This is a genomic window from Thalassospira profundimaris, from assembly GCF_003326755.1.
Lineage (GTDB): Bacteria > Pseudomonadota > Alphaproteobacteria > Rhodospirillales > Thalassospiraceae > Thalassospira > Thalassospira profundimaris_B.
The window spans coordinates 49,655-65,131 of sequence record NZ_JPWH01000004.1; the positions used below are offsets into that span (position 1 = coordinate 49,655).

Annotated in this window: 15 protein-coding genes and 1 tRNA gene; 10 read left to right on the forward strand and 6 right to left on the reverse strand. The window is 52.4% G+C overall.

The window, feature by feature from the left end; all coding sequences use genetic code 11:
- Window positions 1-160: 160 nt before the first annotated feature.
- On the reverse strand, window positions 161-445 hold the full coding sequence (locus tag TH25_RS06320) for a BolA family protein (protein WP_114087584.1): 285 nt from the start codon (window positions 443-445) through the stop codon (window positions 161-163).
- A 231-nt stretch (window positions 446-676) separates the two neighbouring features.
- On the opposite strand from TH25_RS06320, the gene TH25_RS06325 reads away from it, so the two are divergent.
- The 4 genes from TH25_RS06325 (at window position 677) to gluQRS (ending at window position 5,353) form a co-directional block, all read left to right on the forward strand.
- Window positions 677-1,264: a J domain-containing protein gene (locus TH25_RS06325; RefSeq protein WP_258549056.1), complete on the forward strand. Its 588-nt coding sequence runs from the start codon at window positions 677-679 to the stop codon at window positions 1,262-1,264.
- 198 nt (window positions 1,265-1,462) lie between these two features.
- The gene (cobS, locus tag TH25_RS06330; protein WP_114087586.1) at window positions 1,463-2,470 is read left to right on the forward strand and encodes a cobaltochelatase subunit CobS; all 1,008 of its coding nucleotides are present in this window, start codon (window positions 1,463-1,465) and stop codon (window positions 2,468-2,470) included.
- 94 nt (window positions 2,471-2,564) lie between these two features.
- Window positions 2,565-4,481, forward strand: coding sequence for a cobaltochelatase subunit CobT (gene cobT / locus TH25_RS06335; RefSeq protein WP_114087587.1), 1,917 nt, complete (start codon window positions 2,565-2,567; stop codon window positions 4,479-4,481).
- Window positions 4,482-4,507: 26 nt separating this feature from the next.
- Window positions 4,508-5,353, forward strand: coding sequence for a tRNA glutamyl-Q(34) synthetase GluQRS (gene gluQRS, locus TH25_RS06340; RefSeq protein WP_114087588.1), 846 nt, complete (start codon window positions 4,508-4,510; stop codon window positions 5,351-5,353).
- Between the two features lie 8 nt (window positions 5,354-5,361).
- Here gluQRS and TH25_RS06345 read toward each other — a convergent pair whose 3' ends face one another.
- On the reverse strand, window positions 5,362-6,279 hold the full coding sequence (locus tag TH25_RS06345; RefSeq protein ID WP_114087589.1) for a LysR family transcriptional regulator: 918 nt from the start codon (window positions 6,277-6,279) through the stop codon (window positions 5,362-5,364).
- A 105-nt stretch (window positions 6,280-6,384) separates the two neighbouring features.
- On the opposite strand from TH25_RS06345, the gene TH25_RS06350 reads away from it, so the two are divergent.
- Together TH25_RS06350 and TH25_RS06355 are read left to right on the forward strand one after the other, a co-directional pair.
- Complete coding sequence (locus TH25_RS06350; RefSeq protein WP_114087590.1) at window positions 6,385-6,984, forward strand: short chain dehydrogenase; 600 nt, start codon at window positions 6,385-6,387, stop codon at window positions 6,982-6,984.
- Window positions 6,985-7,168: 184 nt separating this feature from the next.
- Complete coding sequence (locus TH25_RS06355; protein ID WP_114087591.1) at window positions 7,169-7,783, forward strand: glutathione binding-like protein; 615 nt, start codon at window positions 7,169-7,171, stop codon at window positions 7,781-7,783.
- Between the two features lie 149 nt (window positions 7,784-7,932).
- On the opposite strand, the gene TH25_RS06360 is transcribed toward TH25_RS06355, so the two are convergent.
- Entirely contained in the window at window positions 7,933-8,121 is a 189-nt protein-coding gene (locus tag TH25_RS06360) for a hypothetical protein (RefSeq protein ID WP_114087592.1), read from the reverse strand.
- A gap of 640 nt (window positions 8,122-8,761) precedes the next feature.
- Between TH25_RS06360 and rpmB the strand changes: the two genes are divergently transcribed.
- Together rpmB and TH25_RS06375 are read left to right on the forward strand one after the other, a co-directional pair.
- Complete coding sequence (gene rpmB, locus TH25_RS06365) at window positions 8,762-9,055, forward strand: 50S ribosomal protein L28 (RefSeq protein WP_073953319.1); 294 nt, start codon at window positions 8,762-8,764, stop codon at window positions 9,053-9,055.
- Window positions 9,056-9,469: 414 nt separating this feature from the next.
- A complete protein-coding gene (locus tag TH25_RS06375) occupies window positions 9,470-10,036 on the forward strand; it encodes an HNH endonuclease (protein WP_114087594.1) in 567 nt (188 codons plus the stop codon).
- Between the two features lie 165 nt (window positions 10,037-10,201).
- Here the strand turns inward: TH25_RS06375 and TH25_RS06380 are convergent, their stop codons facing one another.
- Both TH25_RS06380 and TH25_RS06385 read right to left on the reverse strand, forming a co-directional pair.
- A complete protein-coding gene (locus TH25_RS06380; protein WP_114087595.1) occupies window positions 10,202-10,726 on the reverse strand; it encodes a disulfide bond formation protein B in 525 nt (174 codons plus the stop codon).
- A 35-nt stretch (window positions 10,727-10,761) separates the two neighbouring features.
- Window positions 10,762-11,343, reverse strand: coding sequence for a YqaA family protein (locus TH25_RS06385; RefSeq protein ID WP_114087596.1), 582 nt, complete (start codon window positions 11,341-11,343; stop codon window positions 10,762-10,764).
- 203 nt (window positions 11,344-11,546) lie between these two features.
- Here TH25_RS06385 and TH25_RS06390 point away from each other — a divergent pair.
- A tRNA-Leu gene (locus TH25_RS06390) sits at window positions 11,547-11,632 on the forward strand.
- Between the two features lie 718 nt (window positions 11,633-12,350).
- Here TH25_RS06390 and TH25_RS06395 read toward each other — a convergent pair.
- Complete coding sequence (locus TH25_RS06395; RefSeq protein ID WP_114087597.1) at window positions 12,351-12,761, reverse strand: H-NS histone family protein; 411 nt, start codon at window positions 12,759-12,761, stop codon at window positions 12,351-12,353.
- Between the two features lie 1,122 nt (window positions 12,762-13,883).
- Here TH25_RS06395 and TH25_RS06400 point away from each other — a divergent pair.
- Complete coding sequence (locus tag TH25_RS06400; protein ID WP_114087598.1) at window positions 13,884-15,374, forward strand: methyl-accepting chemotaxis protein; 1,491 nt, start codon at window positions 13,884-13,886, stop codon at window positions 15,372-15,374.
- Window positions 15,375-15,477 lie beyond the last annotated feature (103 nt).

Here is a 15,477-nt window from a genome sequence, read left to right on the forward strand (position 1 = left end):
CCGTTTTTGGATGTGGCAGTTCGATGCTTGATCGAGGCTTAATTGATGCTACCAGGCGCACATTTTCCGGCGGCAAGGCCGACCCGCGCAATGCCGTAATCCCGGCTTGAGCGGATTTGCCCTGCATCCGGAATGTTCGATGACTGCCTTGCGGCGGGTTCTACCCTGCCTGGTTGGCCCATTCCTCGGGCGTCATGGTTTTTAAGGCCAGGGCGTGAACCCGGTTTTTCAACAGATCATCCAGTGCCCCATAAACCAGCCGCTGCCGGTTAACACGGTTTTGTCCTTCAAAGCTTTTGGAAACGATCAAAAGCGAGAAATGGGATTCGCCACGCGGGTCGGCACCGGAATGACCGGCATGTTTGGCCGAATCATCAATCAGTTCGAGTTTTTCGGGGGCAAACTGTGCGGTAATAATATCGCGAATTTGTTGAGCAACCTGCATGTAACATTCTCTAATTGTTGAAAGGATTGCATGCAAAAACAACGGAAGGGGAAACCGGAACGTTCATTGCGCCCGTATTTTCAACCCGTCAGTCTTTTTCAATCCTTTTATCGTTCGCAATCGACACATATGATATTGCGTCCCTTGATGGTTCCGAACATATAAAACCCTATGAACAGAGCGCAACGAAACAAACGCAAGACGTTGTATTTTACCGAGCCCGATCTGCCGGTGTGCGATTGGCCCGGCTGTGCGGAGCATGGGGAATTTCGGGCCCCAAAAGACCGCAGCCTGAGCACCTATTACCGGTTTTGCCTGGAACATGTTCGGCAATACAACAAATCCTGGGATTATTTCAGCGGCATGAAAGCCGATGATATTGAAGAGCATGTCCGCCGTGATACCCACTGGCAGCGGCCAACATGGCAGTTCGGCCATATTCGCGGAGCTAAAAAGCCGTTTGATTTCAAGTTTTCCGATGGCTTTGGCTTTTTTAATGAAGAGGGTGAGCAAACCCATCATGGCCCCGGGGGCGACCCTAATGCCAACCGCCGGGAACGTAATGCCGAGGATGCGGCACGCCGGGCCGGAGCATTGGGCATGCCGCGTGAACAGCAGCAGGCAATGGCAACGCTTGATTTGGGTTGGCCGTTTTCCAAGGACGAGCTGAAATCCAAATACAAGCAACTGTCAAAAAAATATCATCCTGATGCCAATGGCGGCGATAAACGGGCCGAGGAACGGTTTAAAAGCATCAGTGCAGCCTATTCCAGCCTGATGACCTATATCCGTGATCTTGAGGCACGGGTTTCGATTTAGCCAGCCCGACGCTACAATATTGTTGCGCGGGCTGTGCCGGTTGCCGGTAAGTTCCGCAAAAACTGTTGTAAATACAGCTTTTTATATCAAAGGCAAAAAATTCCGTAACTTTCCTTTGTTCGCGGCGGCTTAATCGTTATTAATGAGAAAGATGACACATTCGGCCGGGCAAACCGGTCCTTAAATGCGCGAGTACTTATGAGCCAAGGTTACGAAGCGAGTGGTGGTGCAGCAGAACATCCGCTGGATGCACCCGATACCAAGATTTCCGTGCGTGAGGCATTCGGTATTGATAGCGACATGATGGTGCCGGCTTTCAGCCAGAGCAGCGAACATGTCCCGGCCAGTGATCCGACTTACCGGTTTGACCGCGATACCACGCTGGCGATTCTGGCGGGCTTTGCCCACAATCGCCGTGTGATGATTCAGGGCTATCATGGCACCGGTAAATCGACCCATATTGAACAGGTGGCTGCGCGCCTGAACTGGCCGTGTGTCCGCGTTAACCTCGATAGCCATATCAGCCGTATTGACCTGATCGGCAAGGATGCCATCGTCCTGCGCGATGGCAAACAGATCACCGAATTTCGCGAAGGCATTTTGCCCTGGGCGCTGAAACGCCCGGTTGCCATGGTGTTTGACGAATATGATGCCGGTCGCCCGGACGTGATGTTTGTGATTCAGCGTGTGTTGGAAGTCGATGGCAAGCTGACCCTGCTGGATCAGAACAAGGTCATCCATCCGCATTCGCATTTCCGCCTGTTTGCCACCTCAAACACGGTGGGGCTTGGCGATACCACGGGGCTTTATCATGGCACCCAGCAGATCAACCAGGCGCAGATGGATCGTTGGTCGATCATTGCAACGCTGAATTATCTGCCGGTGGCCGATGAAACCAACATCATTGCCGCCAAGGTGCCCAGCTTTGATACGCCCGATGGCCGCAGCAAGATCGAGGCGATGGTGGCCCTTGCCAACCTGACCCGTCAGGGGTTTGTCGCTGGTGATATTTCAACCGTGATGAGCCCGCGTACCGTGATTACGCTGGCGGAAAACGCCGAAATTTTCAACGATGTCGCCTATGCGTTCCGCGTGACCTTCCTGAACCGCTGTGACGAGGTGGAACGGCCGATCCTGGCGGAATATTACCAGCGTTGCTTTGGCGAGGAACTGCCGCAAAGTGCCATTAATGTGATGGTGCGTTAAGAACGCGGCCCTTGATTGAGATGACAGGTTTGCAGCAGGCGTGTGATCAGCCTGCTGCACTCTGTAAACCCGGAATGAAACGAGACAGCAAGCGATGAAAAACGACGAGGCGCTTTCGGGGTTTTTGCGCGGCACGGCGGCGACATTTCGCGCGCTGGCCGGTCGCAATGATCTGGAGGTTGGCTTTGTCAAGGGCGGTCGCCCGGGCGGTTATGGCGAACATGTGCGCCTGCCCATGCCCAAGCAGGCTCTGCCCCGCGATGAAGTCGCCGATTTGCGTGGCGTATCTGATGGCTGGGCCTTGAAATTGCGCCACCATGATGCGGCCCTGCATCAAAAACGCATGCCCGAAAGTGCCGAGGCCCAGGCCGTTTACGAGGCCCTGGAAACCGCCCGTTACGAAGCCCTTGGTTCGCGCTATTTTCCTGGTGTGCGCAAAAACCTGCGGGCGCACGAGGATGCCGAATGCAAGGCTAAAAATTTTCATCGTTTGACCGCCCGCGAGGATGTGCCTTTTGCTGATGCTATCGGTATGCTGGCGCGTGAATTGTTTACTGGCGAAAAAGCACCGGATTCCGCCCGTAACCTGATCGACCTCTGGCGTTCCGAGATCGAGGAAAAGGCAGGCGGCGATCTGGCAGAACTTCAGTCGCTGCTTGATGACCAGGATGCCTTTTCGCGCGGGATGCGCCGGTTGCTGGATCATTTGTCGCTGGAAGATGACCTGCTGGAAGATCCGCCCGAAGAAGAAGGCGATGATCAGGACCAGCAGGACGGCGAAGACGCCCCCGACAATGAACAGGAGAGCCAGGGCGGCGAACAGGGCGATAGCGACGAAACCGACCCCGATGGCGATGATCAGCAGCAGGAAAGTGGTGCTGACGATGCCGAATCGGGCGAGGGCGACATTGATGACCAGCAGCTTGACGCCCAGGCGCAGGAAGAACAGCCAGCCGGGCCGGGCGAACAGCCGGAATTTGATGGGCGCAACGAACCGCTGGAACGCGGATATGAGCCTTTCACCCGGGAATATGATGAAACCGTCTTTGCCGATGAACTCTGCGAAAGCATGGAGCTGGCCCGCCTGCGCGCCATGCTTGATAAACAGTTGGCAGCCCTGCAAAGCGTTGTGTCGCGCATTGCCAACCGGTTGCAACGCCGCCTGATGGCGCAGCAGAACCGTGGCTGGGACTTTGACCTTGAAGAAGGCATCCTTGATGCCGCCAAGCTGGCGCGCATTGTGGCAACGCCGTCAACGCCGCTGTCTTTCAAGCTGGAACATGATACCGATTTCCGCGATACGGTTGTGACGCTGCTGATCGATAATTCCGGTTCCATGCGCGGACGGCCGATTACGATTGCCGCCCTGTCGGCCGATATTTTGGCCCGCACGCTGGAACGGTGCGGGGTGAAGGTGGAAATTCTTGGTTTCACCACCCGGCAATGGAAAGGCGGACAATCGCGCGAAGCCTGGGTGGATGCGGGTAAGCCGCCCAAACCGGGCCGTTTGAACGATTTGCGCCATATTATTTACAAGGCCGCCGATACGCCCTGGCGTCGCGCGCGCAAAAATCTGGGCCTGATGTTGCGCGAAGGGTTGCTGAAGGAAAATATCGACGGCGAAGCCTTGCTATGGGCGCATGAACGGTTGCTGGCGCGTAATGAACAGCGCCGCATCCTGATGGTGATTTCCGATGGGGCACCGGTTGATGATTCCACCCTGTCGGTCAATTCCGGCAATTATCTGGAACGGCATCTGCGCGAAGTGATTGACTGGATCCAGACACGCTCGCCGGTGGAATTGCTCGCCATCGGGATTGGTCATGACGTGACCCGCTATTATCAGCATGCCGTGACGATCAACGACCCCGAAGAACTGGGCGGCACCATGCTGCGCGAACTTTCGGACCTGTTTGATGAAAAACCTAAACATGGCCCCAAACGGCCGTTGCGCCATGTCGCGGCTGATACGGCCAGGGACAAGGGGCATGGTGACAAGGACCGCTGGTAATTTTCCATTTGGCCTGCGGGGCAAACATGGGTGACATCACCCGTTTTGCCCCCAGCCCGACAGGGTATCTGCATTTGGGCCATGCGGCATCGGCGCTGTTTGCCGCGCAAAATGCTGGTGGTGCCGGTGGCCGGTTTTTGCTGCGGATCGAGGATATCGACCAAACACGCTGCCGTCCGGAATTTATCAGTGCCATTTACGATGACCTTGCCTGGCTGGGCTTAAGCTGGGAACAGCCGGTGCGCATTCAATCCGCCCATTTTGACGATTATCAAGCCGTGTTGGACCGTTTGAGCGAGCGGGGCTTGCTCTATCCGTGTTTTTGTACCCGTAAGGAAATCCAGGCGGAAATTGCCCGTATTGGCAACGCCCCGCATGGGCCGGATGGGGCGCTTTACCCCGGTACGTGCCGCCATTTAAGTGCAATGGAACGCCAGGAGCGGATGGAGGCGGGTGAGTCTTATGCCCTGCGCCTGGATATGGGGCAGGCAATAAAACAGGTAGGCCGTCGCCTTTATTGGCATGATCGCCATGCCGGGCGACAGGTTGCGGTGCCAGAAATTTTTGGCGATGTGGTCCTCGCCCGCAAGGATACCCCAACCAGCTACCATGTTTCCGTCACCCATGACGACCATTTGCAGGGCATTTCGCTGGTCACACGCGGCGAGGATCTGTTTTTTGCCAGCCATCTGCACCGCCTGTTGCAGGAGTTGCTGGGCTATGACGTGCCGGAATATCATCACCATAAATTGCTGACCGGGCTGGATGGCAAACGCTTTGCCAAGCGCGACAAATCCGAAACCCTGCAATCCATGCGCGACGCGGGCGTGAGCGTTGATGATGTGATGGCGCGGATTGGCACATTATCCTGATAACCAGATCAGCCAGTATTTGTTTCGAGCAAATGGGGCCGCCCGTGGAACCAGTTGCGGATAAAATCGATGAATAAGCGGTTTTTAAGCGGTTGTGCGCCCTGATAGGGGTAAACAAGGCTGATGGGGCTGCGCGGGGATGTGTAATCGTCCAGCCGCGTTTCAAGGCGCCCTGTATCAATTTCCGTCATGGCGATATAACGCGGCAGACGGGCAACGCCCAGCCCCTGGCACGCGGCATTGCGGATCAGCGGGTAATGATTAAGCCGCAAATTGCCATCCACCAGCACCGATACCGGGCCATCCTTGCCAAAAAACAGCCAGCGATGGTCCTTGCAGTAATGAAAATTGTTGATGCAGTTATGGTGGCGTAAATCATGGGGCGTGGTGACGGGCGGGTGGTTTTGCCAATAGGCGGGGCTGGCGCAAACCAGTTCGGATAATTGCCCCAAGGGGATTGCGATTTGGTCCGGGTCATCGGGCAGGCCTGCACGAATGGCCATATCAACCGGGTCGGCACGCAAATCGCGGTAACGGTTTTCCAGTTCTAGTTCAATGATGATGCCGGGGTTTTCCGCCTGAAAACGGGCGATGATGTCGTTTAAGAAAATCTCGCCAAACGATACCGGCACGGTAATGCGCACAATCCCTGTCGGGCTTTTGCGCAGGCTTTCAACCGCCTCAAAACCGGCATCGGCATTTTCGCCCAGGCGCTGGCAGTAAACCAGAAAGGCCGCGCCGGTTTCCGTTAGTTCCAGCCGCCGGGTGGATCGGAACAAAAGCCTGGTTCCCAGGGCGTCCTCCAGCCGCGATATTTGCTGGCTGATCAATCCCTTGGAAACACCCAAAACCTTTGCCGCGGCGGTAAAGCCACCCTGTTCTATCACAACGGCAAAGCTGTTCATTTCTGTCAGATACTGTTTCATCGTTTAGTGTATTAAACAAAATGTTTGATAATTGGCATGTTATCGAACCAATGAGGCTGTGAGAAGATCATTTCATCCTTCTTCCAAAGCAATGGAGATAACGAGATGAAGATTCTTCTGATTGGAGCCTCTGGCACGATTGGCAAAGGCGTTGCCGCCGAACTGGGCGCGCGGCATGACATTATTACTGCCGGGCGCAGCAGCGGTGATGTCCAGATTGATATTCGCGATCCGGCCAGTATTCGTGCCGCCTATGAAAAGGTCGGCGCGGTGGATGCGGTCGTTTCCACGGCGGGTAAAGTGCATTTCGGGGACTTCGCCGAAATGGATGAAGAAAAATACCGTATCGGTATTAATGACAAACTGATGGGGCAGGTGAACCTGGTGTTGATTGGCCGGGATTATGTGGCGGATCGGGCGTCTTTTACCCTGACAACCGGTATTCTGACCAAAGACCCCATTCGTTATGGCAGTTCGGCCTCGATGGTGAATGGCGCGGTCGAGGCATTTGTGCGGGCAGCGGCAACGGAAATGCCTGCCGGATTGCGCATTAATGCTGTCAGCCCCGGGGTCATTGCCGAGGCAATGGAAGGATATGCGCCCTTCTTTCGCGGGCATGACCCGGTGCCTGCGGCAAAGGCGGCCCTGGGTTATGCCAAATCGGTCGAGGGTTTGCAGACAGGGCAGGTTTTCGAGATATTCTAAACCGGGTGCGTGAACATCTGTGATAAAAATGCGCCGGGCAGCACTCTGGCGCATTTTTTTTATGAAACTTGTGTTGTTTTGTAACTATCCCTTGCGTTTATGGGTATTTATTCCATTTATAGCGCGATAAATGGCGGCTGTTGGGGGACAGGTTGTCGCATGAAAACCCAAGAGATGTGTCAAGATGATACTATATTACATGCCGGGGGCTTGTTCACTCTCGACTCATATTTCCCTGTGTGAAACAGGGGAGCCGTTTCGCCTTGTTAAGGTGGATAACAAGACCTTTAAAACGGAACATGGTGAAGATTTTCTGTCCATTAATCCTGATGGCTGCGTTCCCGTTCTGCAATTTTCCACCGGCAAAGTGATCACTGATTGCGTCGCGGGACTGCATTATATCGCTGATCATTTTTGGCAAAGTGGCGTGTCGCCCGCGCCGGATTCCGATGAACGTATTCAGTTAAACGCATTTTTGACCCAGATCGAGCAGCAGCTTCACGGGCAATTTGCGCCCTTGCAGCAAAAGGGGATAGCGGCAGATATACGGGATGCCGTGATTGTCAGGCTTTCGGATGAATTTGAGAAATATGAGAAACTGTTTTCCGATGGTCGGCAGTATTTAATGGGCCGGCAATTTAGTGTGGCTGATGCCTATTTGCTTGTTGCGATTAATTGGGCGGGCATGGCTGGTATTAATACGTTTCGTTGGCCCCATATTGGCGATTTCGGGGACCGAATGCGCGAGCGGCCATCTGTCTTGGCGGCTTTGCGGGCGGAGGGACTTTGGGTCGATTGATCAAAAGGCAATTTTTGACCGGGTGTAGCTGTTTTACTGTCGTTTCTGTTGCAAAAGGCTGCCTGTGTTTGAATGTAAAAACAGCCTGCGGGAAGGGTCCGGCAGGCTGTTTTGCGTTTGGCATTTCGGAAAATGGTTTTGGCCGAAATTTAACGGCTGAAATCAATCAAAATCAGGAAGGCAACCGGTACCAGCGCAAGGGCGACATAAATCCAGGCTGACGCGATGGAAATACCCAGCGCGGCCAGGACATAACCGCTGAGATAGAGAACCAGGCCAATAACGGCGACCAGCAGGATGCCGATTAACGGCAAGGCGACTTTGGAATCGGTTTTCATCGATGCGTTGCTCCCCAAGCATGGGCCCATGAAAAGGGTCCCCTGAAAATCTGCCGGACTATACCACCGGGATTTGAAATCCGTTTTGACTAGGATCAATATCGGCGCGTGCTTTGTGTAAAGGGAAAAGCACTATTCTACCTGACCGTCAAATATTAACCGGTATCGAGTTTGCAAGGCGGGCAGGGATAGGGGAAGGAAAGGCCGTATTTTAGGCGCAACTTATTCGGTGTTGCGGATGGTGCGGGGCTTTTGTGCGGGGACTTTATATATAGGGCGCGATATATAGGTTGCGGCCATCCGGATGGGGTCGGCCGTTGACGAATCCTGATGTCATAATGGCGAATCCCGTAATATGATCGGGGCCGTGTTGGTGAGAGCATAAATATCGGGGCGGATATTTGTCGCTTTTGTCGATAAAACGGGGATTAATCGTGCCACAGGCAGGCGCTGCGCCGGGGCGAAACCGGTGAAAAACGACAATCGGCCCGGCAAACACAGAATTCCGCAGGAATTGGGGTAAATTGCACGGAAGAGGCTTGACGGCATCGGTTTGAGGCAGTATTAACCCGGCTCCAAGCGCGGGCCTGCGTGTTCAGGCCAAGCGTCCTTTTGCGAAATTAGACCAGGAGATCAGGTCATGGCACGTCGCTGCCCGGTATCCGGCAAAGGCGTTTTGGTCGGCATGAATGTGAGCCACGCCCACAATCGTACCAAACGTCGTTTTCTTCCGAACTTGCAGCAGACCTCGCTGTTGAGCGAAACGCTCGGCCGCTCGGTTCGTATGCGTCTGACCACCAATGCCATCCGCACCATCGAAAAACGTGGTGGCCTGGATGCGTATCTGATTGGCACGGCTAACACCAAGCTTGATGCCGATCTGCTTAAGGTTAAGCGTCAGATCGTTAAAGCTGCTGAAGCAAAAGCTGCCTAAGGCAATTTTGCTTTAACGAAGTACGAAGGTCCGTCTTTGGCGGGCCTTTTTGCTTTTTCAGATATGGCCGCAAGGCCGTAAAACAGCCGGACAATGCGTTCCGGCTGTTTTTACGTGTGCCGGGGCAATCGCGATTAAAGCGGATGAATTTGGCCATTCTGAACGGACGCGCTGCGGGCCGGTATTGTGGGAGGTTGCTGAAATATCGCCGGATTTTCCGGTGATTTTGCATTGCCGCGACTCGGCGTAAAAGCGGTTTTGCGCTTTTGGAAAAATCGTTTATAATCTTCTCAATCAGTGATTTATGCGTGCGTTACCACCCGTATGTAAAACGTCACAGGATATTCATCAGCCCCGTGTGACGAAGATGCTAGACAGGCGGTACGACTCTGTAAACACGGCGGAGCGGATGATATGTTTCTATCGCCCAATACGTGTCCGGCCCTTGTTCTTAACGCGGATTTTCGCCCGTTAAGCTACTTCCCGCTGTCTTTGTGGTCCTGGCAGGATACGCTAAAGGCGGTGTTCCTTGATCGCGTCAATGTTCTTTCCGAATATGACCGCGAGGTACGCTCGCCTTCCTTTAAAATGAAGCTGCCCAGCGTCATTTCCCTAAAAGAATATGTGCCGATCAAAAGCACACCTGCCTTTACCCGTTTTAACGTTTTTTTGCGGGACCGTTTTAGCTGCCAATATTGCGGCGAACGCCTGCCGGTCAATGATTTGACCTTTGATCATGTGGTGCCGCGCTCCAAGGGCGGGCGCACGAACTGGACCAATATTGTCGCGGCATGTGGTACGTGCAACCTGCACAAGGGAAGCCGATCGGTCAAAGAGGCTGGTCTTCATTTGCGCAGGCGGCCCGACCAGCCCACGATGCAGCAGTTGCAATCCATCGGACGCTCTTTCCCGCCAAACTATCTTCACGAAAGTTGGCGGGATTTTTTATACTGGGATACCGAACTGGAATACGATTTTTAAGGAAAGTTTTGCCGGGTGTATCGGGCGGAGGGCCTGAAAGCCCTTCAGAATATAAAAGCCGACGCAGGCAGGTGCGTCGGCTTTGCTGTTTTTTAGGGGGATCCCGCAAAAGGTGGTTTTGATTGGGCCTTGTGCGGGTATCGCTGGGTTCGTGGGATACCAGGCTCAGTTTTGGCCGATGGTGCGCATCATTGTGCTGCGGGGAGCCAAAAAGCAGAACACGGCCATCGCGATTGAGAAGAACAAATTGACCGTGGGCATGGTGATGCCAAACAGTTTCCAGTCAATTTTATCGCAGCGAACGATGGGTTGTGCCAAAAGCTGTGCCTTGAGGTCGGCAATGTTTGAGGCGCCGCTTGTCAGGCCGCCACACATTTCCGGGCCATCCCACCACAGTTCCTGAACGCCGACATGGTAAAAGGCAATGCCGGCACCAACGGCAAAGGCAACACCGCACAGATATATCAGCCCGCGTGACAGGCCTGGCTGACGGATCAGCAGCAGCGAAATAATGGCGAGACCCAGGACGCTGTAATAGGGGATGCGTTGATAGAGACACAGAATGCACGGCAGCAGTTTTTGAACATATTGCGCATAAAATGCAAAACCGAGACTACCCGCCGCCACCAGAAAAACAAACAGGCCAGGCAGCGGGGAGGGGGTGCGGCGACGGGAATATGAAGATGCCATCAGGCTTCCTCCATGACGCGTGTTGGTGACGTAGTCTAGATCAGGTATTTGATGGCGACAAAGCCGCCCACCAGCCCGACGATGAAAACCGTAAAGACAAGACCCAGACGTTTTTCGATAAAATCACGGATGGGCGGACCAAACTGCCAGATCAGCGCGGCAATCAGGAAAAAGCGAATACCGCGCGCCAAAACCGATGAGACCGAGAAAATGACCGGATCAAGCGATGTGACCCCGGAAAGGATCGTAATGACCTTGTAGGGGAAGGGTGTAACCCCGGCAATAAAAACGGCCCAGGCACCCCATTCATTATAATAGTCGCGAAATGTTTCAAACTTGCTGGCGTAGCCGTAAAAGGCCAATACGGGTTTACCGACACTTTCAAACAGGAAATGCCCGATTGCGTATCCTGCCAGACCCCCCAATACCGATGCGACCATGCAAATGGTGGCATAGCGCCATGCCTTGTTACGGGCGGCGAGAATCATGGGAATAAGCAGAATATCTGGCGGGATGGGAAAGAATGAGCTTTCGGCAAAGGCAATGATGGCCAGGGCAATGGTAGCATGGCGATGGGAAGCCAGGCTAAGGGTCCAGTCATATAGTCTGCGAAGCACCAGGAGCGACCTTTATTTCAGGCCGCATGGTTATGGGCCGTATGCTGAAGGATGGGGCGATGTAACTCTATTTGACGAGCCGCTGCAACGGTTTCTGACAGAAACGTGATCAACTTGTTTTTTTTACGCAAAGCCCCATTGACCAGCGTGAAATTCTCGCTATTATCCGCCCCCACGATGGACGGCGCATCAGGCGCCTTGCTGCCCCTGTGGCGGAATTGGTAGACGCGGCAGACTCAAAATCTGTTTCACTTTGTGAGTGGGAGTTCGATTCTCCCCGGGGGCACCATCGATTTTCTCTTCCCGGTATCTGCCAATGTTGGTTTTTGTGTCTGAAACGCTAGCTGCGTTGCCAGGCAGAATGTGCGTTTCCGGTGTTCCGGACAATGCCCGAATTTCCCACATCCCCTAAATTCCGGTGCGTCTTTCTTTTCCTGTCATGATAAAACCGGTTCCCCGATTTTGTTTGTTTTAAACCGGTTTTTGTCCAAACAGGGTTGAGCGCGCAACCTTTAAGGGTTATTTGAGCGAAAAATACATTGTTTTAGGGAGAGCCTTGGAAAAGAGAAAGTGCGTCTGCAAAATCTTTCGGGCAAGAAGGTGTATCGCCAGACGCAGGTCTTATGACACCATCGAGAGATTTTAGAGGGGGCCGTTTTGCGGGCATCGTTGGCAATGCCAACCGTGGTAAGAGCCCTTTTATATTTCATGCAAAACTTGAACAAAATGCGTAATTTCTGTGCTTAAACCGGTTTCGGGTTTAATCGAAAAGGGTGTCGGAGATGTTTCCCGGAAATATGAATTTGATTTTTCTCGGCAAAATTTTGTGCATCGAAAGCCGTGTTTGCATTGATCTGAGGGCGTTTTGAGCAAATGCGGCTTCGTCGCCGGATGCGAGAGTACGGGGTGGTACCTGCAACGGGCCGGATTTGTGTAAAATAAAACCTCCTGCCTGGAAAAGCAGGAGGTTTGGTCGTCAAAGCCACATTGCGGCGGCCCCGATATTCTTATTTTTCAAGTTCGGCAACGTGTGCCTTGTAGTTCGGATGTTCCGGATTGAGATAAGCCGGATCATTTTTAATGGCATCAACAGTCGTGCCTTTTTCTTCTGCCAGTTTCAGCACCCAACCGATAACGCGGCCACGACCCGTCCATGTTTCTTCGGGGTTAACCGGGTTGCGGTATTTCGGCGGTGTGGACTGTTTGCTTTTGGCCGGCGCAGAAGATGCAGCGGTTGCTTTAAAAACTTCCGGGTAAAGTTCGCGAATGGAAAAACCGGCATCGTTCAATTTCTGGTTAAATTCGGCGCGAAGGTCCTTGATGGCCTGTTCTTTTCGGTTCTCGACTTCTTCTTCCGTCTGCTCCATCAGCTCGCGCAGTTCTTTATAGCTCAGTTTTGAAATATCGATGGTGCTCATTATGTTTCTCCTGAAAACAATAAATTCATGTCCTACATAATGCCTATTCTTCCGGAGAGCAAGATGTTTTAAGAAATTTAAAAGCACGCCAAGATGCTTTTTTGATTATAGCAAATGTTACCCCGAATTGTGATCATTCCGTAAGCAACAATTTAAATTTGCTGATCATGGAGTTTTGTTGAAAAAATAATATGTAAAACAATGACTTGCGTGGCGTCGTTTGACTTTCTGATATGATGTTTCATATCGCACCCGTCGCGGTTTTTTCAAATAAAAACGATTCATCTGCATTTTTTGATACAATCATGAAATGGTTATGTGAAAAGCATATTTCTAAAATTGAATAAACGTCGCATACCGGAAGATAGATGATCTATATCAGTGTATGGTATTTTGCGATGTAACCGGATGTTGCGGTCTTTGACAGGTGGTTGGGAGTGCAGGAGCAGGGGGTGTCGTGCTCGCTATTGTATGCGGTTGTTTTGCATCAACAGGAACCAGCCTCAAAAAAATGAACCGACTATTTTGCGCCGAACCGCTCATTGGGTGATCGGTCTGGAACATCACGCGTATAATCAGGACAGATATGTGTTTTGCAGTGCGCCGTTTATCGGACAAGAAGGACAAACAGGGTGTTGATTGCGGCAAGCTGTTATTGTGCCGCCAAGGGCGAGGGCGAAAAACGGTCAGATTGATGAATTTGCGAATGAATGACGGCCCTGTAAGCCTGAAGTTTCGTTGAAATCGATCATCTCACAAGGAATTTACTAGCCAAAGGGGTTGGATTCTGTTTGTTTAATATACTAATGTATATTTCCTGATCTGGTTCTTTATTCTCCCCCGGCTTGTTTTGAGCGTGGTCAGGAGCTGGCTGATGAAATATCGGCAGTTTTCCGGCAAGCGGCACGATGCGGTTTGCGATCCGGCGACGTTTTTTCGTGTATCCAACGGTTCGTGTGATCCTGGGCCTGCTGCGGATTCAGCGGAACAGTTAACGCCAAAACAGGCAAAGAGATATTGACAGACGTGACGATGCCATTGGCGGATATGGGACATTTTGCCAGTTCCCAACATTCTTGATGAAACGATTGTAAAAAAAAATTGCTAGGGAAATAGCCAGTTATGTTCGGTTTAGGCCATATCAGTCAGCGCACGGCACGGGACTATCAACAGATCATCAGGGCGCTTGACAAGTCGGCGGCCGTTATTGAATTCAGCCTTGATGGATATGTTCTTCAGGCGAACGAAAACTTCCTGGCGGTTATGGGCTATCGTGCGGACGAAGTGATTGGAAAACATCACCGGATGTTTGTTGATGATGCCTATGCTCAAAGCACGGAATATAGCGATTTTTGGCGTAAACTTGCCAAAGGTGACTTTCAGGCCGCCGAATTTCGTCGGGTTGCCAGGGATGGGCGAACGGTTTGGATCGAAGCGTCCTATAATCCGATTTTTGATGGTGCCGGAAAGCCGGTAAAGATCATCAAATTTGCCTATGACGTGACGAAAAAGCGTGAGCAGCGCGCCGAGATGACCGGGATGCTGAATGCCATTCATAAATCGCAGGCGGTTATCGAGTTTGATCTTGATGGCACGGTGATTGATGCGAATGAAAATTTTCTGTCCGTTATGGGGTATCGGGGCGACGAAATTATCGGCCGTCACCACAGCATGTTTGTGACGGATGCAGAAAAAAACAGCCCTGAATACCGTGCTTTCTGGAAGTCTCTGAACGCGGGGCAATTCCAGGTCGGGCAGTTTCACCGGCTTGCCAAAGGCGGAAAATCCGTCTGGATCGAGGCATCTTATAACCCGATTTTCAATGCCGCCGGCGATGTTTACAAGGTTGTCAAATTTGCCACCGATATTACCGCGCAGGTTAATCTGCTTGTTGATCTGAAATCCATGATCGACAACAATTTTTCAAATATCGAGAACGCGATTGCCGATTTGCGTGGTATTTCCGGCCATGCTGTGGCGGCGTGCGGTGAAACGGTTGAAAATGTGCAAACCGTGACCGCCGGTGCCGAGGAAATGAGCCATTCAATCGCGGAAATTTCCCGGAATATGACAGAGTCACAAAATTCAACCGAGCAAATGGCGCGAGAAACCGTTGTTGCCGATGAATCAACCCAGCGCATGGCAAAGGTAGTTGATTCCATGACGGGAATTGTCGAGATGATTCAGGATATTGCCGGGCAGATCAATCTTCTGGCGTTAAATGCAACGATTGAAGCGGCCCGGGCTGGCGAAGCCGGTAAGGGTTTTGCCGTTGTGGCAAACGAGGTTAAAAATCTCGCCAATCAGGCGGCGCGCGCAACCAGTCAGATATCGACGGAAATTCAGGGTATTCAGGAAATCACATCCGAAGTTGTCAGCGCGTTACAAACAATTCGCAATTCGGTCGAAACCGTGCGGGATGCTGTTGGCGTGACATCGGAAGCATTGGGAGAGCAGAACCGTATTACCTCTGGTGTTTCCGAAAATATGCGTAACATGAACACGGCAGTTGGCCGTTTTTCGCGCAGTATTGAGGATATTCGTGAAACCGTTGAACGGGTCGCGCAATCGGTTGGGGAAACCCGCACGGCTGCGGAGGTCCTGGCGCGTTAAATTAGATTTTTGGGTTTTCTGCCGGTTGCAGCGTGATGGTCATCCTTGAGGGTTGGCTACCCCACAAGGGTCATCATAGTGACCCGGGAATCATGGTTGTTTT